This is a genomic window from Paraburkholderia caffeinilytica (genome assembly GCF_003368325.1).
Lineage (GTDB): Bacteria > Pseudomonadota > Gammaproteobacteria > Burkholderiales > Burkholderiaceae > Paraburkholderia > Paraburkholderia caffeinilytica.
In genome coordinates, this window is sequence record NZ_CP031467.1 from 1,847,994 (window position 1) to 1,872,480 (window position 24,487).

19 protein-coding genes are annotated in these 24,487 nt (G+C 61.7%); 13 read left to right on the forward strand and 6 right to left on the reverse strand.

The features are described 5' to 3' along the window. Window position 1 precedes the first annotated feature (1 nt). From paaE to DSC91_RS24515, 4 genes are all read left to right on the forward strand, one after another. Entirely contained in the window at window positions 2–1,090 is a 1,089-nt protein-coding gene (gene paaE / locus DSC91_RS24500) for a 1,2-phenylacetyl-CoA epoxidase subunit PaaE (protein ID WP_115781235.1), read from the forward strand. A 154-nt stretch (window positions 1,091–1,244) separates the two neighbouring features. Next, complete coding sequence (locus tag DSC91_RS24505) at window positions 1,245–2,057, forward strand: DUF1835 domain-containing protein (protein ID WP_115781236.1); 813 nt, start codon at window positions 1,245–1,247, stop codon at window positions 2,055–2,057. Window positions 2,058–2,069: 12 nt separating this feature from the next. Next, window positions 2,070–2,678, forward strand: a complete 609-nt coding sequence (locus DSC91_RS24510) for a TetR/AcrR family transcriptional regulator (RefSeq protein ID WP_115781237.1) — start codon at window positions 2,070–2,072, stop codon at window positions 2,676–2,678. 241 nt (window positions 2,679–2,919) lie between these two features. Further along, window positions 2,920–3,588 carry a GNAT family N-acetyltransferase gene (locus DSC91_RS24515; RefSeq protein ID WP_115781238.1) on the forward strand — a complete coding sequence of 223 codons (669 nt, stop codon included), beginning with the start codon at window positions 2,920–2,922 and terminating at the stop codon, window positions 3,586–3,588. 79 nt (window positions 3,589–3,667) lie between these two features. Here DSC91_RS24515 and DSC91_RS24520 read toward each other — a convergent pair whose 3' ends face one another. Beyond that, window positions 3,668–4,165: an Lrp/AsnC family transcriptional regulator gene (locus tag DSC91_RS24520; RefSeq protein WP_115781239.1), complete on the reverse strand. Its 498-nt coding sequence runs from the start codon at window positions 4,163–4,165 to the stop codon at window positions 3,668–3,670. Window positions 4,166–4,372: 207 nt separating this feature from the next. Between DSC91_RS24520 and hppD the strand changes: the two genes are divergently transcribed. Then, window positions 4,373–5,470, forward strand: a complete 1,098-nt coding sequence (gene hppD / locus DSC91_RS24525) for a 4-hydroxyphenylpyruvate dioxygenase (RefSeq protein ID WP_115781240.1) — start codon at window positions 4,373–4,375, stop codon at window positions 5,468–5,470. Between the two features lie 145 nt (window positions 5,471–5,615). Here the strand turns inward: hppD and DSC91_RS24530 are convergent, their stop codons facing one another. Next, entirely contained in the window at window positions 5,616–5,822 is a 207-nt protein-coding gene (locus tag DSC91_RS24530) for a hypothetical protein (protein WP_115781241.1), read from the reverse strand. Window positions 5,823–6,168: 346 nt separating this feature from the next. On the opposite strand from DSC91_RS24530, the gene DSC91_RS24535 reads away from it, so the two are divergent. Next, window positions 6,169–9,768 (forward strand): indolepyruvate ferredoxin oxidoreductase family protein, encoded by a 3,600-nt coding sequence (locus tag DSC91_RS24535; protein WP_115781242.1) that lies wholly within the window; start codon window positions 6,169–6,171, stop codon window positions 9,766–9,768. A gap of 615 nt (window positions 9,769–10,383) precedes the next feature. Here DSC91_RS24535 and DSC91_RS24540 read toward each other — a convergent pair. After that, window positions 10,384–12,666, reverse strand: coding sequence for an NADP-dependent malic enzyme (locus tag DSC91_RS24540; RefSeq protein ID WP_115781243.1), 2,283 nt, complete (start codon window positions 12,664–12,666; stop codon window positions 10,384–10,386). Between the two features lie 335 nt (window positions 12,667–13,001). Next, window positions 13,002–14,231 carry an MFS transporter gene (locus tag DSC91_RS24545; RefSeq protein ID WP_115781244.1) on the reverse strand — a complete coding sequence of 410 codons (1,230 nt, stop codon included), beginning with the start codon at window positions 14,229–14,231 and terminating at the stop codon, window positions 13,002–13,004. Window positions 14,232–14,618: 387 nt separating this feature from the next. Here DSC91_RS24545 and DSC91_RS24550 point away from each other — a divergent pair, with 387 nt between their 5' ends. After that, on the forward strand, window positions 14,619–15,305 hold the full coding sequence (locus DSC91_RS24550; RefSeq protein WP_115781245.1) for an orotate phosphoribosyltransferase: 687 nt from the start codon (window positions 14,619–14,621) through the stop codon (window positions 15,303–15,305). 101 nt (window positions 15,306–15,406) lie between these two features. On the opposite strand, the gene DSC91_RS24555 is transcribed toward DSC91_RS24550, so the two are convergent. Further along, entirely contained in the window at window positions 15,407–16,096 is a 690-nt protein-coding gene (locus DSC91_RS24555; RefSeq protein ID WP_115781246.1) for a response regulator, read from the reverse strand. Between the two features lie 265 nt (window positions 16,097–16,361). Between DSC91_RS24555 and DSC91_RS24560 the strand changes: the two genes are divergently transcribed. From DSC91_RS24560 to DSC91_RS24585, 6 genes are all read left to right on the forward strand, one after another. Continuing rightward, a complete protein-coding gene (locus DSC91_RS24560; protein WP_115781247.1) occupies window positions 16,362–16,964 on the forward strand; it encodes a YbhB/YbcL family Raf kinase inhibitor-like protein in 603 nt (200 codons plus the stop codon). Window positions 16,965–17,236: 272 nt separating this feature from the next. Next, window positions 17,237–17,809, forward strand: a complete 573-nt coding sequence (locus tag DSC91_RS24565) for a flavodoxin family protein (RefSeq protein WP_115781248.1) — start codon at window positions 17,237–17,239, stop codon at window positions 17,807–17,809. A 286-nt stretch (window positions 17,810–18,095) separates the two neighbouring features. Then, entirely contained in the window at window positions 18,096–19,043 is a 948-nt protein-coding gene (argC, locus tag DSC91_RS24570; RefSeq protein WP_115781249.1) for an N-acetyl-gamma-glutamyl-phosphate reductase, read from the forward strand. Window positions 19,044–19,532: 489 nt separating this feature from the next. Continuing rightward, a complete protein-coding gene (locus tag DSC91_RS24575; protein WP_115781250.1) occupies window positions 19,533–20,960 on the forward strand; it encodes a DUF2957 domain-containing protein in 1,428 nt (475 codons plus the stop codon). Between the two features lie 118 nt (window positions 20,961–21,078). After that, the gene (locus tag DSC91_RS24580) at window positions 21,079–22,329 is read left to right on the forward strand and encodes a DUF2957 domain-containing protein (RefSeq protein WP_115781251.1); all 1,251 of its coding nucleotides are present in this window, start codon (window positions 21,079–21,081) and stop codon (window positions 22,327–22,329) included. Window positions 22,330–22,501: 172 nt separating this feature from the next. After that, the gene (locus tag DSC91_RS24585) at window positions 22,502–23,326 is read left to right on the forward strand and encodes an OmpW/AlkL family protein (RefSeq protein WP_115781252.1); all 825 of its coding nucleotides are present in this window, start codon (window positions 22,502–22,504) and stop codon (window positions 23,324–23,326) included. A 276-nt stretch (window positions 23,327–23,602) separates the two neighbouring features. On the opposite strand, the gene DSC91_RS24590 is transcribed toward DSC91_RS24585, so the two are convergent. Further along, the gene (locus DSC91_RS24590) at window positions 23,603–24,238 is read right to left on the reverse strand and encodes a LysE family translocator (protein WP_115781253.1); all 636 of its coding nucleotides are present in this window, start codon (window positions 24,236–24,238) and stop codon (window positions 23,603–23,605) included. Between the last annotated feature and the right edge of the window lie 249 nt (window positions 24,239–24,487).

Here is a 24,487-nt window from a genome sequence, read left to right on the forward strand (position 1 = left end):
TATGGCTACCCCGCAATTTCATCCGCTGCGTATCCGCGAAGTGCGGCCCGAAACCGCCGATGCGGTCTCGGTCGCTTTCGAAGTCCCTGTCGAACTGCGCGATCAATATCGCTTCACGCAGGGCCAGTTCGTCACGCTGAAAACGCACATCGACGGCGAGGAAACACGCCGTTCGTATTCGATCTGCGTCGGTGTCACCGATTACGATCGTGACGGCGAACTGCGCATCGGCATCAAGCGCGTGCGCGGCGGGCGCTTCTCGAACTTCGCGTTCGACACGCTGCAACCCGGCCACACTATTGACGTGATGACGCCGGACGGCCGCTTCTTCACGCACCTGAACGCCGACCAGGGCCAGCAGTACATTGCGTTCTCCGGCGGCTCGGGCATCACGCCGGTGCTCGCGATCATCAAGACCACGCTGGAGGTCGAGCCGCGCAGCACCTTCACACTGGTGTACGGCAACCGCAGCGTCGATCAGATCATGTTCGCGGAAGAGCTCGAGGATCTGAAGAACCGCTTCATGAACCGCTTCGTGCTCTACCACGTGCTGTCCGACGACCTGCAGGACGTCGAGCTGTTCAACGGCGTGCTCGACCAGCAGAAGTGCGCCGCCTTCATCGAAAACCTCCTGCCCGCCGATGCCATCGACGAAGCCTTCATCTGCGGCCCCGCCCCGATGATGGATGCCGCCGAAGCCGCGCTGAAAGCCGCGGGCGTGCCTTCGGAGAAAGTGCATGTGGAACGCTTCGGTTCGCCGCTGCCGCAAGCGGGCGTGCCGCCGGTCGAAATCACCGACGACACCCCGGCCGCCGACCTCGAAATCGTCCTCGACGGGAAACGGCGCAAGCTGCGCCTGCCGTATCAGGGCGTGAGCGTGCTCGACGTCGGCTTGCGCGCCGGCCTCGCCCTGCCGTATGCGTGCAAGGGCGGCGTCTGCTGCACCTGCCGCGCGAAGGTACTCGAAGGCGAGGTGAAGATGGAGAAGAACTACACCCTGGAAGAACACGAAATCCGCGACGGTTTCGTGCTGACCTGCCAATGCCATCCGATCAGCGATCGGGTGGTGGTGAGTTACGACGAACGTTGAGTCGAGCGCGGCGGGTGGCCATGCGACGCCCGCAACGCTTTCAGCAGGTCCGCGATGCGCTTACACTAGGGGCCGCTCGCGATCGGACATCCGTCCCGATCGACGAGCGGCCCCTTTTGCTATTTGCGTTTTTTGCCAGCCCAAGCCACCGCTGATGAGCACCATCCACCTCACTAACGGCGATGTCGCCGCCGAATCATTGCGCGCCGCGCTGGCCGAGGCTGGCCGCGACGATCGCGTGCACGCATTGCGCGACGATCTGGCGGTCGGTCCGCTACGCGGCATCGACGACGGACCCGACGTGCGAGCAGAGTTCTGGGACCGAGTCAGCTCGGACACCCGGCGCGACTTTCTGCGCGAATTCCGCGAACAGGCGGCAGCGCTTGAGAACATCGCGCGGGGCGATGCGAACCTCGTGGTCTGGCACGGTGAAAGCGCAGCCGATCAATTGATGCTGCGCCGCGTGTGCTATCACCTTCGCAACAGCCCGCAACGGCTGAATGAGGTGCGCCTGTCGATTCGCGATCTCACCGATCAGGGCGCATGGGCGCACAGCCGCAAAGATCGCGCGACATCCGTCGGCATGTTCGCGCCGGCTGTCCTGCAAGAGCGTCTGGACGACGCGGCGCCGATTTCGGTTCTGCGCATCAGCCGGCTCGCGCTCGAATGGCAGGAGGCCAAGCACGCGAACGGCGAGACGCGGCGCTGGCGCGACAACACGTTCACGAGCGGCAGCTTCGCCGATCTGGACGCGCTGATTCTCGAGCATGTCACGGGCGACTGGCAGCCGGCCGCGCGCGTTGCCGCGGAACTGATGACCGCCGAACTCTGGTATCTGGTGAGCGACAGCATCGTGCTGTGGCGCTTCCGCGAACTGGCCGCGACCCGTCGCATCAAGCTGCGTGGCGACACTAGCGCATGGCGCACGCTGGAACTGTGTGCGGCGCTGGCCCCCTGTCCACACTAATACAATACAACCATGGCCCGCACCCGAGCGCCCGACCACGAAACCCAGCGCGACCAGATTCTCGAACTCGCCGCGGAGAAATTCGCCCAGACCAGCTACGCAAGCACCTCGATGGCGGATCTCGCCGCCGCGAGCGGCACCTCGAAAGCGCGCCTGTACCACTACTACGCGAGCAAGGAAGCGATCCTGTTCGATCTGCTGGACCGCTACACAAAGCGGCTGATGCTGATCATCGCCGAGGTGGAGGGCGCGAGCCAACGCCGCGGACTGTCCGAACGGGACACTTTCGCCGAGCTGATCCGGGCGTTTCTATCCGAGTACGAGACATCGCATAGCCGCCACGTCGCGCTTCTGAACGACGTGAAGTATCTCCTCGACACCCAGCGCGAGGTCATCCTGAACCGTCAGCGAGATGTCGTCGCGGCATTTGCCCGGCAACTGGCGCGCGCCTATCCGGAACGCACTACTCGCGAAAATCAGACCGCCCTCACGATGATGGTGTTCGGCATGATCAACTGGACGTTCACCTGGCTCAAGCCCGACGGCCGGATGGGCTACCGGGAATTCGCCGAGCAGGTGGTCGACATGGTGGACCACGGATTGCGCTCCCCCGAGGGCTGATTGCGCACAGCAACATTGTTCAGAAGGAATCGTTGCCGCGAGTTGCCCGGATGCGACATCGTGTCACGAACGCTCGTTCAATTTATTTTTCTTTAATAATCAATATATTAAAAATAGGGCGCTAACTTTCTAGACACTGCCCTCAGTTTTGATACGGGTTTTCCCTAGTGCGAAATCAGCATATCCGCTAAAATCGTTTTTGCGGTGCACCACGCCGCTCGATTAAAAGGAGAACCCGACCATGAACATGATTACACCCCGCACCGCTGAGCCGATTGTCGCGCACGATCGGCTGTTGCAGTCAGGCGGTCGTGCGCCTGCTCTGGTCCGCGAACTCACCGCCATCGATCGCGAGCGGCTGCTGACCCACTTCCTCGCGCTCGACGAAGACGACCGCCTTCTGCGTTTCGGTCAGGTCGTGCCGGACCACGTCATCGAAAACTACGTCCGCGCGATCGATTTCACGCGCGATACGGTCTTCGGCGTGTTCGATAGTCAGTTGCAACTCACCGGTGTCGGCCATCTGGCGTATCTGCCGGCCGAAGGCGACAAGCGCACCGCCGAATTCGGCGTGTCGGTGCTGGAAAGTGTACGCGGGCAAGGTATTGGCTCGAAGCTCTTTGAGCGCGCCGCCATCCGCAGCCGCAATACACATGTCACCACGCTGTACATGCACTGCCTGTCGCGCAATTCGACCATGATGCACATCGCGAAGAAGGCCGGCATGAAGATCGAGTACGCGTACGGCGAAGCAGACGCCTATCTGACGCTGCTGCCGGCGGATCAAACGAGCATCATCGCTGAAATGCTGCAAGAGCAAGCCGCCGTGTTCGACTACGCCCTCAAGCGCCAGGCACGTCAGGCGTCGAAGTTGTTCGAATCGTTCTTGCCGACCGCTGAGGCCGCTTAACCGGTCTGCGCTTCGGCACAAAAGGGCGGCCTTGCGGCCGCCCTTTTTGTTTGTCCGTCGCCAGATCGCGGCGCGGTGCCTACAAAATCGGCAGCGCCGTCGTCTCCTTGAACTTCTCGAGCGAAAAGCTCGTCTTCACGTCGATGACAGACGGATGGTGCAGCAACTGATCCTGCACGAAACGTGAAAAGTGCGCCATATCCTCGACCTGCACACGCAGCAGGTAATCCATGTCGCCTGTCATCGCGTGACATGCGACCACTTCAGGCCAGGTCTGCACTGCTGCGCGGAACAGATCGGCATGCGTGGCGCCGCCGCGCGGACTGAGCCCCGGACCGCTACGCTTTTCCAGTCGCACGTTGACGTACGCCAGCAGATCGAGCCCAAGCTTTTGTGCATCGAGTAACGCGACATAGCCGCGAATCACCCCGCTTTCTTCCAACCGGCGGATACGCCGTAGACACGGACTCGGCGACAGGTTGATGCGCTCGGCGATTTCCTGATTCGACAGCCTGCCATTCTCCTGAAGGATTGCCAGGATACGTCTGTCGATGGCGTCTATCTCTATGCTGGCCATTTTCTGCCGTCCATGTAAAAAATTGAGCTAGAAAATAGCGCAAGCGTATCGGTACGCGATTAAGTTCGCAAGTTTTCGTCGTCAACCGGCCTTTACACTTGCGTCATTCAGTCGCGCTAGCTTGCAGATTCCGCGCCGGCGCTTGGCTTTGTATGGGACCGGACTAAGCGCTGAAGCGCTAACTCTGGTCGACACAGGAGACAGACAATGCAGGTTTCAACTTGGGAAAACCCGCTCGGCACCGACGGCTTCGAATTCATCGAATACACCGCGCCGGACCCGAAAGCGCTCGGCAAGCTGTTCGAGCAGATGGGTTTCACCGCCGTCGCCCGGCATCGCCATAAAGACGTGACGCTGTATCGCCAGGGCGAGATCAACTTCATCGTCAACGGGGAACAGCATTCTTTCGCGCAACGCTTCACGCGCCTGCATGGCCCGTCGATCTGCGCAATCGCGTTCCGTGTGCAGGACGCAGCGAAGGCTTACCAGCAGGCCCTGGAAAAAGGCGCCTGGGGCTTCGACAACAAGACCGGCCCGATGGAGCTGAATATCCCGGCGATCAAGGGTATCGGCGACTCGCTGATCTATTTCGTCGACCGCTGGCGCGGCAAGAACGGTGCTGAGGCGGGCAGCATTGGCAACATCGACATTTACGACGTCGATTTCGAGCCGATTCCCGGTGCGAATCCGAATCCGGTCGGCCACGGCCTGACCTACATCGATCACTTGACGCACAACGTCCATCGCGGCCGCATGCAGGAATGGGCGGAGTTCTATGAGCGCCTGTTCAACTTCCGCGAAGTGCGTTACTTCGACATCGAAGGCAAAGTGACCGGCGTGAAATCGAAAGCGATGACCTCGCCGTGCGGCAAGATCCGCATTCCGATCAATGAAGAAGGCTCGGACGTCGCCGGTCAGATCCAGGAATATCTCGACGCGTACCACGGCGAAGGCATTCAGCACATCGCACTGGGCAGCAACGACATCTACCGCACGGTCGACGGTTTGCGCGCGGCGAACATCTCGCTGCTCGATACGATCGACACGTACTATGAACTGGTCGACCGTCGTGTGCCAAACCACGGCGAGCCGCTCGACGAATTGCGCAAACGCAAGATCCTGATCGACGGCGCACCCGACGACTTGCTGCTGCAGATCTTCACCGAGAACCAGATCGGGCCGATCTTCTTCGAGATCATCCAGCGCAAGGGTAATCAGGGCTTCGGCGAGGGCAACTTCAAGGCCCTGTTCGAATCGATCGAGCTGGATCAGATTCGCCGTGGCGTGGTCCAGGACAAGGCCTAACGACTAACGGCCGGCTTGGAATCTGGAACACATAAAAAAGGGCGAAGATCTTGCGATCCTCGCCCTTCGTCGTTTTTGCCGTTGTCCGAAGTCCGAAGTCCAGATAACGGCCGATTTTCAACCGATGCGCCGCTTCAGCGACGCATCACGAATTCTGCTCTTCCTCGTCGGCCTTCGTGGATCGTGTAATACGCGCCACCGCAATGCGGGCGGACGCGACCTGCGCCGTGCTGGTGATCGCGTTCGACAGCGTCCCTGCGCTGTTCGTGCCTGGACTCGAGCGCACCGGCGCGCTCATGGCGAAGAAGGCGGCCGAAACCATCAGGAAGGTCTGGATGTTTCTAGTGTTCATGCGTACTCCTTTTCTGACTGCCCTGCTGTCCTGAAGCTCCACCGAATGCAGAGCGTTGGCAGACATTGCTCGCAGGTGGGGTATTAGACAGACATTTCAACTGCGGTTCCATAGATTTGTAGTTTTTACAGCTTGTTACAGTGGCGTTCCGGGGCTGAAAACAATCCTGGGCGCTCCGTGGGAATTACGCTAAGCCGCTGCATTGCTAGCGCGCTGCGGCGGGTTTTCACCAGTGCTACCATCACTTAAAACACGTCAATATGGCGACCCCGGCCCCAAGCATTCACAAGATGCCGCGGCCAAAAAAAGTTTTGGTGATCCCAAACTGGTTGGAGGAGTACACATAATGAATGCCCCGCTAGACGCAGATCAGCGAGCTTCGCTCGAAGCCGCGCTATCTTCCGTCACGCTCGACGACAAATACACCCTCGAACGCGGCCGCGCGTACATGAGCGGCATCCAGGCGTTGGTGCGCCTGCCGATGCTGCAGCAGGAACGCGACCGGGCCGCCGGGCTCAATACCGCCGGTTTTATCTCCGGTTACCGCGGATCGCCACTCGGCGGACTCGACCAATCCTTGTGGAAGGCGAAGCAGCATCTCGCATCGCACCAGGTCGTGTTCCAGCCCGGCGTCAACGAAGACCTCGCGGCAACCTCCGTCTGGGGTTCACAGCAGGTCAATCTGTACCCGAGCGCCAGGTACGATGGCGTGTTCTCGATGTGGTACGGCAAAGGCCCGGGCGTCGACCGTTCCGGTGACGTCTTCAAGCACGGCAATTCGGCCGGCTCGGCGCAACATGGCGGCGTTCTCGTGCTCGCCGGCGACGACCACGCCGCCAAATCCTCGACGCTCGCGCATCAGTCGGAACACATCTTCAAGGCGTGTGGCCTGCCGGTGCTGTTTCCGTCGAACGTGCAGGAATATCTGGACTTCGGCCTGCACGGCTGGGCGATGAGCCGCTACTCCGGCCTGTGGGTGGCGATGAAGTGCGTGACCGACGTGGTCGAATCGTCGGCTTCGGTCGACATCGACCCGCACCGCACGAAAATCGTTCTGCCGGACGATTTCGCGATGCCCGAAGGCGGTCTGAACATCCGCTGGCCGGATCCGCCGCTGGTACAGGAAGCGCGTCTGCTCGACTACAAGTGGTACGCGGCGCTCGCCTACGTGCGCGCGAATAAACTGGATCGCGTCGAGATCGATTCACCGCAAGCGCGTTTCGGCATCATGACCGGCGGCAAAGCGTATCTCGACGTGCGCCAGGCGCTGACCGATCTCGGTCTCGACGACGAAACCTGTTCGCGCATCGGTATCCGGCTGTATAAGGTCGGCTGTGTCTGGCCGCTCGAGGCGCAAGGTGCGCAATCCTTCGCACGCGGTCTCGAGGAAATTCTGGTGGTCGAAGAAAAGCGCCAGATTCTCGAGTACGCGATCAAGGAAGAGCTGTACAACTGGCCCGATGCGCAGCGTCCGCGCGTGTTCGGCAAGTTCGATGAAAAGGACGGCGCGGGCGGCGAATGGTCGGTGCCGATGGGCAACTGGCTGCTGCCGGCGCACTACGAACTCTCGCCGGCAATCATTGCCAAGGCGATTGCCACGCGGCTCGACAAGTTCGATCTGCCGTCCGACGTGCGTGCGCGCATTGCGATGCGCATCGCCGTGATCGAAGCAAAGGAAAAGGCCTTGGCGCGTCCGCGTGTCGAAGCCGAGCGCAAGCCGTGGTTCTGCTCAGGCTGCCCGCACAACACGTCGACGAATGTGCCGGCAGGTTCGCGTGCAATGGCCGGCATCGGCTGCCACTACATGACCGTGTGGATGGACCGCAGCACCAGCACCTTCAGCCAGATGGGCGGCGAAGGCGTCGCGTGGATCGGTCAGGCGCCGTTCACCAACGATAAGCACGTATTCGCCAACCTCGGCGACGGCACCTACTTCCACTCGGGTCTGCTCGCGATTCGCGCAGCAATCGCGTCGAAGGCGAACATCACCTACAAGATTCTCTATAACGACGCGGTCGCCATGACTGGCGGCCAGCCGGTCGACGGCGTGCTGACCGTGCCGCAGATCACGCATCAACTCGCAGCCGAAGGCGCGACGAAGATCGTGATCGTCACCGACGAGCCGGAGAAGTACACCGCAAACGTCGGCCTCGCGCCCGGCATCGACATTCACCATCGCGACAAGCTCGACGAAGTTCAGCGTCAGCTTCGCGAGATTTCCGGCACCACGATCCTGATCTATGACCAGACCTGCGCGACCGAGAAGCGCCGCCGCAGGAAACGCGGCACGTATCCGGATCCGGCGCGGCGTGTCGTGATCAACGAAGCGGTGTGCGAAGGTTGCGGCGATTGCTCGGTGAAGTCGAATTGCCTGTCCGTTGAGCCGCTCGATACCGAGTACGGCACCAAGCGTCAGATCAATCAGTCGACCTGCAACAAAGACTTCTCGTGCGTGAACGGGTTCTGTCCGAGCTTCGTATCCGTCGAAGGGGGTCAGTTGCGCAAGCCGAAGGCGGCCTCGGGCATCGTCGGTGACGCGATGCCGCCGGTGCCGGAACCCGAACTGCCGTCAATCGCGCGCCCTTATGGGGTGCTGGTGACGGGCGTCGGCGGCACGGGTGTCGTGACGATCGGCGCCTTGCTCGGCATGGCCGCGCATCTGGAAAACAAGGGCGTCACGGTACTCGACGTCACCGGCCTCGCGCAGAAGGGCGGCGCCGTGATGAGCCACGTACAGATTGCCCAGAACCCGGCCGACATCCACGCGACCCGCATCGCAATGGGCGAAGCCAGTCTCGTGATCGGCTGCGACGCGATCGTCACCGCCAGCGACGAATGTGTCTCGCGGATGCAGGTGGGCCGGACCCGTGTCGTGCTCAATAGCGCGCACACACCGACCGCAGAGCTCATCAAGAACCCGAACTGGCGCTTCCCGGGCAGCAGCACCGAAGCGGACGTACGTGCCGGTGCGGGCGACGACGGCGTCGATATGGTCGATGCGAATCACTTCGCCGTCGCCCTGCTTGGCGATGCGATTTACACGAATCCGTTCGTGCTCGGCTACGCGTGGCAACGCGGCTGGGTGCCGCTGACGTATCAATCGCTGATGCGCGCGATCGAACTGAACAACGTCCAGATCGAGAAGAACCGTGCCGCATTCGAGTGGGGACGCCGCGCCGCGCATGATCTGGCCGCGGTACGCAAGCTCGCGCAGTCGCAAGCACGCGGCGCCGCAGCGGAAACGGTGAACAGCAAGATCATCTCGCTGCACACGCCGAAGGCACTCGACACGCTGATCGACAAACGCGCCGCCTACCTTGCAGCATGGCAGAACGAGGCGTATGCCGACCGTTACCGCGCCCTGGTGTCGCAAGTGCGCGTGGCGGAATCAGCGCTCGATTCGATCGACGGCCAGTTACCGTTGACCGAAGCCGTCGCGAAAAACCTGCACAAGCTGATGGCTTACAAGGACGAGTACGAAGTCGCGCGGCTCTACAGCGACCCCGCGTTCATCGAAAAACTGAAGGCGAATTTCGAAGGTGACTGGAAGCTTCATATTCACCTCGCGCCGCCCACGTTTTCGAAAAAAGACGCGCAAGGTCACCTGGTGAAGAAGAAGTACGGACCTTGGGTGTTCAGCGCCATGCACGTGCTCGCAAAACTCAAGTTCCTGCGCGGGACGGCGCTCGACGTGTTCGGCAAGACGGAAGAACGGCGCATGGAGCGTGCGTTGGTCGTCGAATACGAGGCGCTGGTGCGCGAGCTGATCGGCGGCCTGACCGCGCAGAAGCGTGAGCTGGCGGTCGAACTGGCGAATCTGCCGGACGGCATCCGCGGCTATGGGCACGTGAAAGAAAATAACCTGAAGGGCGTGCGGGTCAAGTGGAACGACTTGCTGACGCGCTGGCGTTCGCCGGAGACGGGGAAGTCGCAGCACGCGGCATGATCTTGCCGGCTTGACCGGCTGATATTGGCCTGAAATGGAAAAGGCGGCTGTCCTCGCGGACAGTCGCCTTTTTTTGCCTGTGTTGCCACGTGATGCGTGTGTACAAGAACAAGCGGTACTGCTCCTTCCAACAACACAACAACAACCAACTACCAAAACAAACCGCTACTGCTACTACTACGAACTGCTACTTCAACTACCAACTGCCATTTCAACTGCTACTTCAACTGCCAACTACGCACACCTACCGCCAATACTGCAACCCATTGATACTACTGTCTTCACCACCAGAACTACTGTTACTGCCACTACAAACTTCCCAACATGAGGGGAAGCGCGACGCCAGCCACGATGCAGGGATTGACCAGCCGACTGTTCCGTTGCCATCGCGATGTGTTGCGCTTCAGAAGTAACTTTACAAAAGTGTCACAGCGAATCGAATAGGAGCATTCTTAAATGCTCACCTCATCGCATAAGAATCTCTCAGATCAACGGCCACCAGAATAAGAACGCATGCATAAAAAAACGCCACGGAATCAACTTCCGTGGCGTTCCCAGAGGCTTATCGCAAACGCCGCCATGCGCGGCGTCGCTTCAACCATCAACCTGTCCGCGTTACTGCGCGTTCACCGCCTTGCGTGCGTTTGCCGAAGCCACCGCCGTCATGTTGATGATCCGGCGCACGGTCGCAGCCGGCGTCAGGATGTGCACCGGCTTTTCCGCGCCCAGCAGGAACGGACCCACCGTCACGCCTTCACCGCCGATCATCTTCAGCAGGTTGTAGGTGATGTTCGCCGCTTCCACGTTCGGCATGATCAGCAGATTCGCTTCGCCGCTCAGCGTCGTGCCCGGGAACGCAGCCTTGCGGACTGCTTCGGACAACGCCGCGTCGCCGTGCATCTCACCGTCGATCTCGAGCGAAGGCGCGCGCTCGGCGATCAATTTGCGAGCCGCAGCCATACGTTGCGACGACGCAGACGGCGCGCTGCCGAAGTTCGAATTCGACAGCAAGGCAACCTTCGGCGTGATGCCGAATTTTTCGATTTCGCGCGAAGCCAGCATCGTCATGTCCGCGAGCTGTTCGGCGGTCGGCGTTTCGTTCACGTACGTATCGCAGATGAACAGATTGCGGCCCGGCAACATCAGCAGGTTCATTGCAGCGAAGTTCTGCACGTTGTCCGCCTTGCCCAGCACCTGCTCGATGAACTTCAGATGCGTGTGGTACTGGCCGATCATCCCGCAGATCATGCCGTCGGCTTCGCCGAGACGCACGAGGATCGCGCCGATCAGCGTGTTGAACTTGCGCATCGCGGCCTTCGCGACGTCCGGCGTCACACCTTCGCGCGCGCCGAGCTCGTGATACGCCTGCCAGCATTGCTGATAGCGCGGATCGTCTTCCGGATCGACGATTTCAAAGTCCTCACCGCACTTCAGCTTCGAACCCATCTTCTTCAGACGCATCTCGATCACTGACGGACGCCCGACCAGAATCGGCTTGGCGATCTTTTCCAGCAACACGAATTGCGCGGCGCGCAGCACGCGCTCGTCCTCACCTTCGGCGAACACGATGCGCGCCGGCTCCGACTTCGCCGCGGCGAACACCGGACGCATCACCATGCCGGTGCGGTACACGGTCGCGCCGAGTTCTTCGCGGTACGCGTCCATATCCTTGATCGGACGCGTCGCGACGCCTGAGTCCATCGCGGCTTGCGCGACGGCCGGGGCGATCTTGATGATCAGGCGCGGATCGAACGGCTTCGGGATCAGGTATTCCGGGCCGAATTCGAGCGAGTGGCCTTCGTACGCCTTGGCGACTTCATCGCCCTGATCGGTTTCCTCGGCCAGTTCCGCAATCGCGCGCACACATGCGAGCTTCATTTCTTCCGTGATCGTGGTTGCGCCGACATCCAGCGCGCCGCGGAAGATGAATGGGAAGCACAGCACGTTGTTGACCTGGTTCGGGTAGTCCGAACGGCCGGTCGCGATAATGCAGTCCGGGCGCACCTTCTTCGCTTCTTCCGGGCGGATCTCCGGTTCCGGATTCGCCAGCGCCAGAATCAGCGGCCGCGTGCCCATTTCGACGACCATTTCCGGCTTCAGCACGCCCGCGCTCGAGCAGCCGAGGAACACGTCTGCGCCGCGAATCGCATCAGCCAGTGTGCGCGCTTCGGTGTTCGCCGCGTAACGCTCCTTCGACGGATCAAGATTGCCGCGGCCTTCGTAGATCACGCCCTTCGAGTCCGTGACCAGCACGTTCTTTTTCGACAGGCCCAGATTCACCAGCAGATCGAGACACGCGATGGCCGCTGCGCCCGCGCCCGAGCACACCAGCTTCACTTCGTCGAGCTTCTTGCCGACTACTTTCAGGCCGTTCAGGATAGCCGCCGAAGCGATGATCGCGGTGCCGTGCTGATCGTCGTGGAAGACCGGAATCTTCATGCGCTCGCGCAGCTTCTTTTCGATGTAAAAGCACTCCGGCGCCTTGATGTCTTCAAGGTTGATGCCGCCCAACGTGGGTTCGAGCATCGCGATGGCTTCAACCAGCTTGTCCGGATCGGACTCGCTGAGTTCGATGTCGAACACGTCGATACCGGCGAACTTCTTGAACAGGCAACCCTTGCCTTCCATCACCGGCTTCGCGGCGAGCGGGCCGATATTGCCGAGACCGAGCACGGCCGTACCGTTCGTGATCACGCCCACGAGGTTGCCGCGCGAGGTGTACTTCTGCGCGTCGAGCGGGTCTTCGTAGATCGCCGTGCAGGCCGCGGCGACGCCCGGCGAGTACGCGAGCGACAAGTCGAGCTGGTTCGACAGCGGCTTGGTGGGCGTGACCGAAATCTTGCCGGGCTTCGGAAACTGATGGTATGCGAGAGCGCTTTGCTTAAGTTGTTCGTCCATTTTTTAGCCTGCGAGACGTAAGTAATTGGGCCCGGCACACCGCACCGTTGGGGCGCTTCGCGTCTATCGAATGGATAATCGACTGCAGCGGTTTTCGCATGCGCCGGTTGGGCGCGGCGTCGAACCTCGGCGGAGGACAAGACGATGCGGAGTGCTACGCGGGTCGGTTAGTGTACACCCCGAATGCGTCGATGCACTGAGTGGTTAACACGGCTCGCCATCGGCGAAACACCGGTCGGCAATGCTGCAGCGCCGCATCCGGCAGCCGATGTGCGGATGGCCATGCGTGCTGAATGGCCATGCAAAGCATGGATCAAGCGCGAGTCATGCGCATGTCATTCGAGCTCGGCGCCGCGTCGTTCGGGGATCAGAAAGAGCGTAGCGAAGACGTCGAGCAGATAGATCGACGCGAGCAAGGCGAGCGCGGCGCCGAACGAATAGCGTGCGGCCAATGCCCCTACAACCACCGGCCCGAAACCGCCGACCGCCCGGCCGACGTTGAACAGCACGTTCTGCGCGGTAGCCCGCGCATCGGTCGGATAAAGCTCGGAGATCAACGCCCCATAACCGCCGATCATCCCGTTGACGAACACGCCCATTGCCGCGCCGCCGATCAGCAGCGCCGCCGGCGTTGTCAGATGGGCGTACACGAATACCATCACCATCGCGCCCGCCTGGTAGATCAGGAACGTCGGCTTGCGGCCGAACCGGTCGGCGGCCATGCCGAACAGCCAGATACCGCACGCCATGCCGAGAACCGTCGCGGCCGTCCACACGCCGGAGCGGGTCAGCGAATAGCCGAACGTCTTCGACAAATAGCTCGGAAGCCAGATCATCAGACCGTAATAGCCGAAGTTCTGCACAGAACAGAGAATCGCGACGCCGATGCTGGCGCGCGTGGTGCGTCCATCGGCCACCAGCAATCTGAGCGGAAGTTTGCGCATCCCGCGTGCGACACGTTCGGTGAAAAGCACCGGCTCCTCGACGCGGCGCCGCACGAAAAACGACACTACGGCCGGCAGCAATCCAAGCGCGAACATGCCGCGCCAGCCGATCGCCGGCAACAGCAGCGGCGTCAGTAACGCGGCCGCCAGCACCCCGAGTTGCCACCCCAGCCCGACATAGGACGACACCCGCGCCCGCTGCGACGCCGGCCACGCCTCGGCCACCAGCGTCATGCCGATGCCGAATTCGCCGCCAAGACCAATGCCGGCAATGGTCCGATAAACCAGCAGATCGGCATAACCCTGCGCCAGCGCGCACAGTCCCGTGAAGACGGCGAAGATCAAGATCGTCCACGTCAGCATCCGCACGCGGCCGAAATAGTCGCTCAACACGCCGAAAATCAAACCGCCCGCTACTGCGCCAATCAGCGTCCACGTGACGAGCGAACCGGCCTGCGCGGAGCTCAGGTGCAGATCGGCGGCAATCACCGGCAGCATGAAACCGAGGATCAACAGATCGAAGCCGTCCATCGCATAACCGAGTACCGAAGCGACCAGCGCCCGGGCGGGATAGCCATTGGCAGATTCGCGGGCCTCGGCGGCAGAAGAAACGGCGGTCATTGAAAGCATTCCGTAGGACATGGAGGCGGCAAACATGCGAGGCCGCCAGGGAAAGTCGCGTGAGTGTAAGGGCGCCTCAAGCCGCTCACAAGCAAGCCAAAAAGCAGGCCAAAAAACACCCCGAAAAGCAGCAGCCAGGCGACTCAGGACGAACCGCACAAGCGCCGCCCAGCAAGGCCGTTATGGCCGCCATTCGCTGCCGGCACGCACGGGGACCTCCTCGGGAGAGCCCGTTTCGGGTAAAATGTCGGCCTACGCGCGTAGCAAAACCGGTCTGCGCTCCACTGACCGGCTACGTATTCCGCCCATCATGGCGCGGCATACCCCGCTTGCTGCGCCACCGGGCCTCGCGCCCGCTTCTCCCCGCTCATACCCAAGGATCCGCCCATGACAGGCTTCGATCGCCAGACGATCTCCGACACGACCGCCAAGATGCTGCTGGAAGTGCAAGCAGTGCACTTCAACGCGGAGAAACCGTACATTTTCACGTCCGGCTGGGCGAGCCCGGTTTATATCGACTGCCGCAAGCTGATCTCATATCCGCGCGTGCGCCGTGGCCTGATGGAAATGGCCGAATCCACCATCCTGCGCGACGTCGGCTACGAACAGATCGACGCGGTGGCCGGTGGCGAGACCGCCGGCATCCCGTTCGCGGCATGGCTGTCCGACCGCCTGATGGTGCCGATGCAATACGTGCGCAAGAAGCCGAAGGGTTTCGGCCGTAACGCGCAGATCGAAGGCCTGCTGACCGAAGGTCAACGCGTGCTGCTGGTCGAAGACCTGACCACGGACAGCCGCAGCAAGATCAACTTCATCAATGCGCTGCGCACCGCCGGCGCAACGGTGAACCACTGCTTCGTGCTGTTCCACTACAACATCTTCAAGGAAAGCGTGTCGGTGCTGAAAGACATCGACGTCGATCTGCATGCGCTTGCCACGTGGTGGGACGTGTTGCGGGTCGCGAAGGCCAACAACTACTTCGACACCAAGACGCTCGACGAAGTGGAGAAATTCCTGCACGCACCGGCCGAATGGTCCGCGGCGCACGGCGGCGCCAACGCGGCGCCTCAGTAAGCGCAATCGCTTGATACGAATGGAATGAAAAGGCCGCCTGTCGATAAGACAGGCGGCCTTTTTTATCGGGCTCGTCAAACTGGACGAAGGTTCGGTCGCGACTAGGGCGCGACGCCGGTGTCGTCGACCGAATGCGACGACAGATTCAGCAGACCGTTGCTCTGCGCGTACTGAAACAACTCGGAATCGCGTTCGATGCCAAGCTTGCGCATGGCCGAATTCTTCTGCGTGCTAATCGTCTTGATGCTGCGATTGAGTTGCTCCGCGATCTCCTTGATCGTCATACCGGACACAAACAGTCGCACCACCTCGAGTTCGCGCCGCGACAGCATCACGTCGTCGTTCTTACCGCCGGCATTCATGCGCAGCGTATCGAGCGACGCCTTGACCGACGGGCTCATGTATTCCAGGTTGCGACTGACGTGCTGCACCGCGAGTCCGATATGGCTCAGATCGTCCGACTTGTTGACGACCGACGTCACGCCGAGTTCGCTCAACCGTTTGAGCAACGCGGCGTTTTCCAGCATCGTCAGCACGACGATAGGAAGATTGGGAAAATTGCGGCGCAGATAGCCGATCAGCGGCAACCCGTCGCCGTATTGGCCGCCTGGCATGGCCAGGTCCGTGACGAGCACATCGCACGCAACGGTTTGCAGCACCTTGACCAGTTCGGTCGACTGTCGCGCACGCGCGACGACCTGCAGACCTGGAAACTTGAGCAAAGCCTGTTCGGCGCCGAACAGAATCACCGGGTGGTCGTCTGCGACCACGACCCTGACTGGATCTTGCATTGCCCTCCCCTCGACAGAAAAACCACTCTCCAGAACGTCTGACATGCCTTTCTATTCTTGGTACTTGAACTGATCGGGTACGCCGTCTGTATTCGCGCGGATAATTCCTCCGACTATAGCCGATTTCGCGTCCGCCAAGCCCGCTGGCGGCAACAATGATCCATCACGAAGCGAATGTTAGACTTGATTCGACCTTGGGGCACAAAATAGGGACAATAATCTTTGCGAGGACTACCGCCTCGCGCCCTCACAGGAGAACCGGCACATGCGCTCGCGTTGCCTGGTTGTTTCGCTTGCTTCGCTTTTCCGCCGTATGCCGTCCCTCGCCTGCGCGATGCTGGGCGTCACGCTGTTCGCGGCGCATGGTCCTGACGCATTCGCCGCGGGTGTGTTCACGCTGACCAGCGCCAGTTTCCGTGCCGGCGGTACCGTCGATGCCGCTCAGGTTTTCGATCAGGACGACTGCAAAGGCGGAAACCGCTCCCCCCAATTGACGTGGCACGATGCGCCGGCCGGCACGCGCAGCTTCGCGGTCACGGTGTTCGACGAGGATGCGCCCGGCCGCGGCTGGTGGCACTGGGCCGTGGCGGCGATTCCGGCCACCGTCGACAGTTTGCCGGAAAACGCCAGTTCGTCGGGCTTCCTGAAGAAACTCGGCGCAGTCGAAGCACGCAACGACTTCGATATCGACGGCTACGGTGGCCCCTGTCCGCCACCGGGCAAACCTCATCGCTACATCGTCACTGTTTATGCGCTCAGCAGCGCGAACCTGCGCCTCGCTCAAGGACGCCCGGCGCTCATGTTCGATCACGAGATCAGCACTGCCACGCTCGGCAGCGCGCGAATGGTGGTCAACTACGGACGATAGCGGTGTCCGTCGGCACTTGACTCGAACCGCACCGCCTACGAACCGAAGCGCGACGCAAGTCGCGCGGCGAGTCGAGTCCCGCGAGTCACGCTGGCTCGACACGCCACCGGACATACAGCTCGCGTCGCATTGCCGACGCAGCCGAATTTCTGTCATCCACGCACGCTACTGTGCGACAAGGCGGCATAGGCGATGCTTGTCGATGTCGCGTCGCCACGCGCGCGCACCGTTGCCGTACTCACCTCTACTTTTTCATCTTGCCGGAGAATGCCATGTCGAAGATCGTCATCGTTTATCACAGCGGCTACGGCCACACGAAGAAAGTGGCCGAGGCCGTGCTGGCCGGCACGCTCGAAGCCGGCGCGGACGCGAAGCTCGTGCCGGTCGGCGAGATCGACGACGCGGCCTGGACAGAGCTGGCGGCCGCCGACGCCATCATCTTCGGCGCGCCGACCTACATGGGCGGTCCCTCCGCCGACTTCAAGAAATTCGCCGACGCGAGTTCGAAACCGTGGTTCGGCCAGACGTGGAAGGACAAGATCGCGGCCGGCTTCACCAACTCGGCGACGATGAACGGCGACAAGTTCTCGACGATCCAGTATTTCGTCACGCTGGCGATGCAACACAGCATGATCTGGGCGGGCACTGGCATGATGCCCTCGAACACCAAGGCGGCGACCCGCAACGACCTGAACTACGTGGGCGGCTTCACGGGTCTGCTGGCGCAGTCGCCGGCGGACGCGTCGCCGGAAGAAGCGCCACCCGCCGGCGATCTGGAAACGGCCCGGATGTTCGGCAAGCGCATCGCCGACGTGACGGCGCGATGGAACGCGGGGGCTCGATAACGCAGCGTCCAAAGGCTCGCGCCGGGAAGCAGTAGCCAGATCGCGCATTCGAGGTGGGCGCGGCGCTTGCCCGGCCGCGTGCTACCCGGCCCGTGGAAAGCGCCGCAATCTGCCACGAACCCACTCGCATCGGCTTGCATCTGCCGCATAACCGGTCACGCCGATGTCATTTTCGGCGTGCATCGTCGTTTTTTCACCCCGTTTCGCACGTCCGCCGCTATCACGTCTTAAAATAGCGTTCCGGCGCGGTGTCGCGCCCCGTTTCCAGCAAGCCAGTGAGATCGAGATGAGCACGAAAGTTTTTGTCGACGGACAGGAAGGCACGACCGGCCTGAAGATTTTCGAATACCTGTCGCAGCGCGCCGACGTGGAGATCCTGCGTATCGAAGAAGCGAAGCGCAAAGACCTCGAAGAGCGCCGTCGTCTCATCAACGCATCGGACGTCACGTTCCTGTGCCTGCCGGATGCCGCCTCGCGCGAGTCGGCCTCGCTGGTCGAGAACGACCACACCGTGCTGATCGATGCCAGCACGGCCTTCCGCACGTCGGCCGACTGGGCCTACGGGCTGCCCGAACTCGCACGCTCGCAGCGCGAGCGTCTGCGCACCGCGAAACGTATCGCCGTGCCGGGCTGCCATGCATCGGCGTTCGTGCTGGCCATGCGTCCGCTCGTCGAAGCTGGCGTCGTGGCGGCGGAGTTCGCTGCGCACGCGTACTCGATCACCGGTTACAGCGGCGGTGGCAAGAAGATGATCGCCGACTACGAAGCCGGCGGTAATGACAAGCTCAAGAGCCCGCGCCCTTACGCACTCGGTCTCACGCACAAGCATCTGCCGGAAATGGCGGCGCATACGGGCCTGAAGTCTGCGCCGGTGTTCACGCCGATCGTCGGCGACTTCTACAAGGGTCTCGCGGTCACCACGTTCTTCTCGCCGAACCAGTTGGCCAAGAAGGCCACGCCGCAAGACGTACAGGCATTGTTCGCCGAGTACTACGCGGGCGAGGCCTTCGTGCACGTCGCGCCGTTCGACGCGGAAGCGAATCTCGACAGCGGCTTCTTCGACGTACAGGCGAACAACGACACCAACCGTGTCGACCTGTTCGTGTTCGGCAATGAAGAGCGCTTCGTGACCGTCGCGCGCCTCGATAACCTGGGCAAGGGTGCGTCGGGCGCGGCAATCCAGTGCATGAACCTCGCAATCGGCGCCGCCGAAGAAACCGGCTTGAAACGCTGAACGGGTTCGAGATACAGACTGCAATTCGCCGTCAATCCGCAAAAAAGCCGGTCTTTGCAGACCGGCTTTTTTGTTTTAAAAACCTGCCGTCAGAATCTCCCTTTCACAGTTAATCAGTAGTAGCCCGAATTACTTTAAAAAGAAAAATCGGACTGCTCATCAAGCGCCGGTAATACATTCCTTGAATTGACCCACTCAGCATAGTTTTCCGCATAGGGAAACTCCGGATTTTTTGTCGAACGGTCGTTCGAAGATCATAGAGCCATTTTGCTGCAACGCTTGTCTGGCAAGGGTGTGCGGCGAAGCAACGGTGTCGCTGTCGAACCCGAAAATCCTTTTTTGTTTAAAAGGGCCGCGAGGCCCCACATGGTGCGCATCCGCCAAACATTTCGCTGTTTGAATCGATCTTTTTAGACGGCTCATTCAATTGACAGGCATTAACTGCGCAGCGAAATTAGTTCGCACAATTACAGGAAGGGAGACAACAGCATGTCGCACGGCATTACTCGAGGCCTGGCGATGGCCATTGCCACGGCCCCATTTCTCATCGCTTGCGGCGGCGGCAAGGCCGACAATCCCGGCACGATCAACTCGGCGCAATGCTCCGGTGCGAGCTGCGGCGTGCAAGGTCCGCCGACTTCGAACAGCGGTACGACCGCGCTCTGTCCGGCTACGGCCGACATCGTGAAGACCACGTTCCTGGGTGGCGCGGGTAGCGGCGAAGTGGTGCAGGTGAACATCGACGCGACCGCGATGACGTACACGCTGAAGTGGCTCGAGTCGCCGATTCCGTTGCGCACGGGTGAAGTCACGCCGACGCGCGCGGGCACACAAATCACGGGCGCGGTGATCCACCCGCCGACCGGCGCGCTGCCGACCGCCGAACAGACGCGCTGCGCGTTCATTCTCGGCGCGGGCACCGGTACAGGCGTCGGCGACGGCCAGCCTTATACGACACCCGACTACGTCAACAATCCGAATCCCCCAATGATCCTCGTCGGCCAGGGCGTGGCCGGCGGCGGCATTCCAGGTGCGACGGTCGAGTACGACGGGCTGACGATTGCCCCGCTGCCCGGCCTGGAGAACATCGGCGCCGTTCCGAACCGGCACTTCGATTTTTACCCGTTCCTTGGTTTTGCCAGCACGACGACGGATATCACCAAGTTGCCCGGCACTTACAACGGGCTGCTCTACCACATCGTGCCGTCAGGCTCCTATGCGGCCACAGCGACGAACACGGTTGAAACCTTCGACGCCAGTGGCAATTGCACCGGCTCCAATGCGAGCAACGCAGCGTTTCATCCGAGCGCAAGCGGCTGCCTGACGACCGGCACCGCCTGGACACTCAACAGCAGTGGCTACTTCGATAGTCAAAACACACCGCAGATCGGAACTCAGCTGACGCTGCCCACTGGGACGAGCGGTTCCGTAGCGCCGGCGCACATGATCCTCGGCCAGATCAACGGCGCAACCGTGCCGGTCGTTGTCCGCACTGGCCTCGTGAATCTCGGTACGGCGCCGCTGCATCTCGACGCCAAGGTCGACGACGAATCCGGCATCGCGATGCTCGCCGCCGCCACGCCGCTCGCATCCGGCGGCTTCGACGGCGGTTATGTCGGCGCGGATTCGAACTTCAAATCCACTGCGACATTGATCCAGGGCGGAGTAGGCACCTTTATCAACCCGTCGACTTCTGCGGCGGAAGACGGCTTCGGCCTGGGTTACGGTCTGCAGAGCCCGGGACTGGTCGGCGTCCAGCAAGCGAACGGGCAAACCGGTTTGGCGATTGCCTCAGGCGGACTGTACGCAATCGAGATTCAAGGCACGGTCAATGGCGGCCAGGCGCCAACTTCGCAGCTCAGCAGCACTGCTTCCAGCGCCCCCTACTTCGGCATCGGCGCGCAAATCAGCAAGTAACGAACGAAGAGAACGAAGAGAACGAAGGACCGGCAGTTCGCAGTACGAGACATAAATAGAGCAAAAGGTGGCAGGACAGGGAGTCGGCCACACACAACGAGAAAATTCTGGAGGCGGTATGAAATCGAGATTACTTTCGGTGCTCGCTCTTGCAGCACCGTTACTGGGGGCGTGCGGTGGTGGTGGCGGCGGCAACGGAGACGGGCCCGTGACGGAAGTTCGCCTGTGTCCCGCGTCGCTCGACTACGGCACGGTGTTCACGGGCGGCGGCGGCGACGGCGAATTGGTCAAGCTGCAGATGGACACGACCAAGATGACCTGGCAGATCAGCTACATCGAATCGCCAATTCCGGCGACCACCGGCACCGTCTCACCGACGCGCGCCGGCCAGAGCGCAAGCGGCACGCTGACCCAGGAAACCTTGCTGCCGACGCAGAAGCTCAACCAATGCGCCTTCCGTCTGAACGGCGCCAGTCTCGACCCCAATCGGCCGGCGCGTATTTTCGTTGGCGAAGGCGTCGCAGGCGGCACGATCCCGGGTGCGGAAATTTCATTCGGCGGGATTTTGGGTGTCGGCGCGGTGCCCGACACCACGTTCCCGTACTACCCGTTCATCGGTTTCTCATCGATTGAAACGAACCTCGCGAACGTGGCCGGCACCTACAACCAGCTCGGCTATCACCAGGTTCCGTCGCAGAACTTCGCGCCGGTCGCGGTCGATACGAAGATCACGATCAACGCGGACGGCACGTGGACCGAATGCGACAACTCCGGCGTCAACGCGGGCAAGTGCCAGCAGCCGGGTACGAACCTGGTGCAGTCGTCGGACGGCAGCGGTGCGTTCGAAACCGACAAGTTCCTGGGCCAGGCGAAACCGACGCTCGCCACGACACCCAAGGCTCGCGGCTACATGATCGTCGGCAAGCTGCGCAACCAGGTCGTGCCGATCCTGGTGCGAACCGGCGCGGCGAACTCGTCGGTGACGACGCCGGTGAATGGCGAACTCGGCCCGTATGCGGACGACGAATCGGGCATCTCGATTCTGGCGCCGCAAACCTCGATCGCGGTGAACTCGCAAAACGGTGAGTACATCGGCGTGGATAGCCAGTTCGACTATCGCACCACAGCGCTCGAAGGCACACAGGCCACGCTGCTCGATCCGTTCAACGCCTCGCAGGCCTCGCTCGCGACCGCGCTGAATCTGGACTTCACGCAGGCCGTGCCGGGCGTCGTGACGACCACGCAAGTGGGCGCCTCGACGGGTACCACGCCGACCGGAAAGATGATCTTCACGGGTGGCGTGTTCGGCTACCTCGATCTGACCAACGCGGCCTCGCCGTACTTCACGATCGGCGCCTTCGTCCAGTAATGGACGCAGCACGCGCCGCCGACACGCAACGAGGCGTTCGCGTCCCGGCTGCTGCGCACAACAATCGCGCGGCAGCCGGCGCCCACCGAGTATCCAGCGCAGCGGCGAGCAGCCAGGCCGCCGTCGCTCGCCGCGCGCGACGAATGCAACGCGCGCCCCTGGGAGGAATAACATGAAAAAAATCTATTTCGCGCTACTGACCGCTTGCCTGTCGGTCAGTGCGCACGCACAACACGCGGGCGACAACGTCGCCGTGCTCGGCTGGTTCCACGTCATGCCACAGGATTCGAGCACGCCGCTGACCACGAACGTCGCCCCGACGCCGATCAATACGCCGCTGCGTCTGCCGAGCTCGTTCACCTCTAGCGGCACAGGGTTGTCGACCAGTACCGCCAATACCGTCGGCCTCGTATTCAGTCATTACCTCACCGATCACATCGCCGTGTCGACGGTGGCGGGCGTGCCGCCTGTTTTCAAGCTCTACGGCCACGGCACCGTGAAGCCGCCAGGACCGGCAGGCGCGCTCGGCCAGCAGAATCTGGGCGATCCGCAGGCTAATCCGATCGTGAAGAGCGTGCGCCAGTGGAGCCCGGCGCTGCTGTTCCAGTACTACTTCAATGCGCCAACGGCCAAGTTCAGGCCGTTCGTGGGTATCGGCGTGTCGTACAACTGGTTCTCCGACGTTCAGCTGAGCCAGAACTTCGTCACCGCGACGCAGAACAATCTCGGTTCAGTGCTGGCAGCGGGCGCGGGCAAGCCGGGGCAGACGCAGGTGTCGGCGAAGGCGTCGTCGTCGTGGCAGCCGGTGTTCAACGCGGGGCTCTCGTACAACATCACCAACCATTGGGGTCTCGTGGCATCGGTTACGTACATTCCGCTGAAGACCACCTCGTCGGTCATCATCAAAGCGGCGGACGGCACGGAATTGAGTGTCTCGAAGGCGGAGCTGAAAGCCGATCCGATCATTTCGTTCCTGGCCGTTTCATACAAGTTCTGAGTTCAGCGCAGACGCGATAAAGCCGGCGGCCTCGTGGAGAGGGCCAGCCGGCTTTGTCTTTTCTGGAGGACGCGGGAAATTCGGGGCAAAAAAAAGCCCGCCTAGTTTGGCGGGCTGAATCCACATCAGAGGAGACATGGAGGAGACAAGACCGACTATAGCAAATGCTTTGGTGCGTCGCAACATACAAATTAGGGTTGACCCTCGTCGTTGTATAAGTGCAACACTTTCGCCAGTACATTGCCGCCCGCGCGGACGGCCACGCCGGTTGTTCGTCTAGTGCCGCACCAGCGCCATCATGGCGCCAAAGCCGACGAACACGCCTCCCGTCAGACGATTGAACATCCTCGCGACGCTGCGGCTCTTTAGCCGGGCGCCGATCCGCGTGCCGAAGCCGCCGTACACCAGGTACCAGCTCACCTCGATAACCGCGAATGTCGCGACGAGCACACCGAACTGCGGCAGCTTCGGCTGCGCGGCGTCGATGAATTGCGGCAGCAGCGCGGCGGCGAACAGAATGGCTTTCGGGTTGCTGCTCGCCACCAGGAAGCCACTGCGAAACAGCGCGAGGCGCGAGCGCGCGGGCCTGGCGGCGAGTTCGTCGACAGCACCGGCGGTGCTTTCGTCAGCCGGCGCCCGCCATGCCTTGACGCCGAGGTAGACGAGGTAGGCCGCGCCGATCATCCGCAGCGCGTTGAACATCGTCGGCCACGCCGCGAGAAAGACGCCCAGGCCCGCCGCCGACACCGCCAGCATCAAAACCAGCGCCGACAGGCAGCCCGCCATGGTCGCACTGGAACGGCGCAACCCGTGCTGGGCGCCATGGGTCATCACCAGCAGCATGTTCGGACCGGGAATCGCGGAAACGATGAAAACAGTGGCGGCGAACAGCCACCAGGTGTGCAGACTCATTGGGATCGAGACAAATAGGGATCGGACGGCTATTATGCCCGCCCAGGCGGATCGTCGGCGACGCCACATCGCGCGCATTCCGACGTGGACTATGACGTGCATTCCGGCGCGTGCCACGGCGTGCGTTTCGACGCGAACCATGGCGCGCATCCCGGCGCGGACCAACGCGCGCACCGATGCTGCCCGTGACGGGCATCCCTGCAACGGCCACGGCGTGCAACCCAACGCGGACCATGGCGCGCAAGCGCC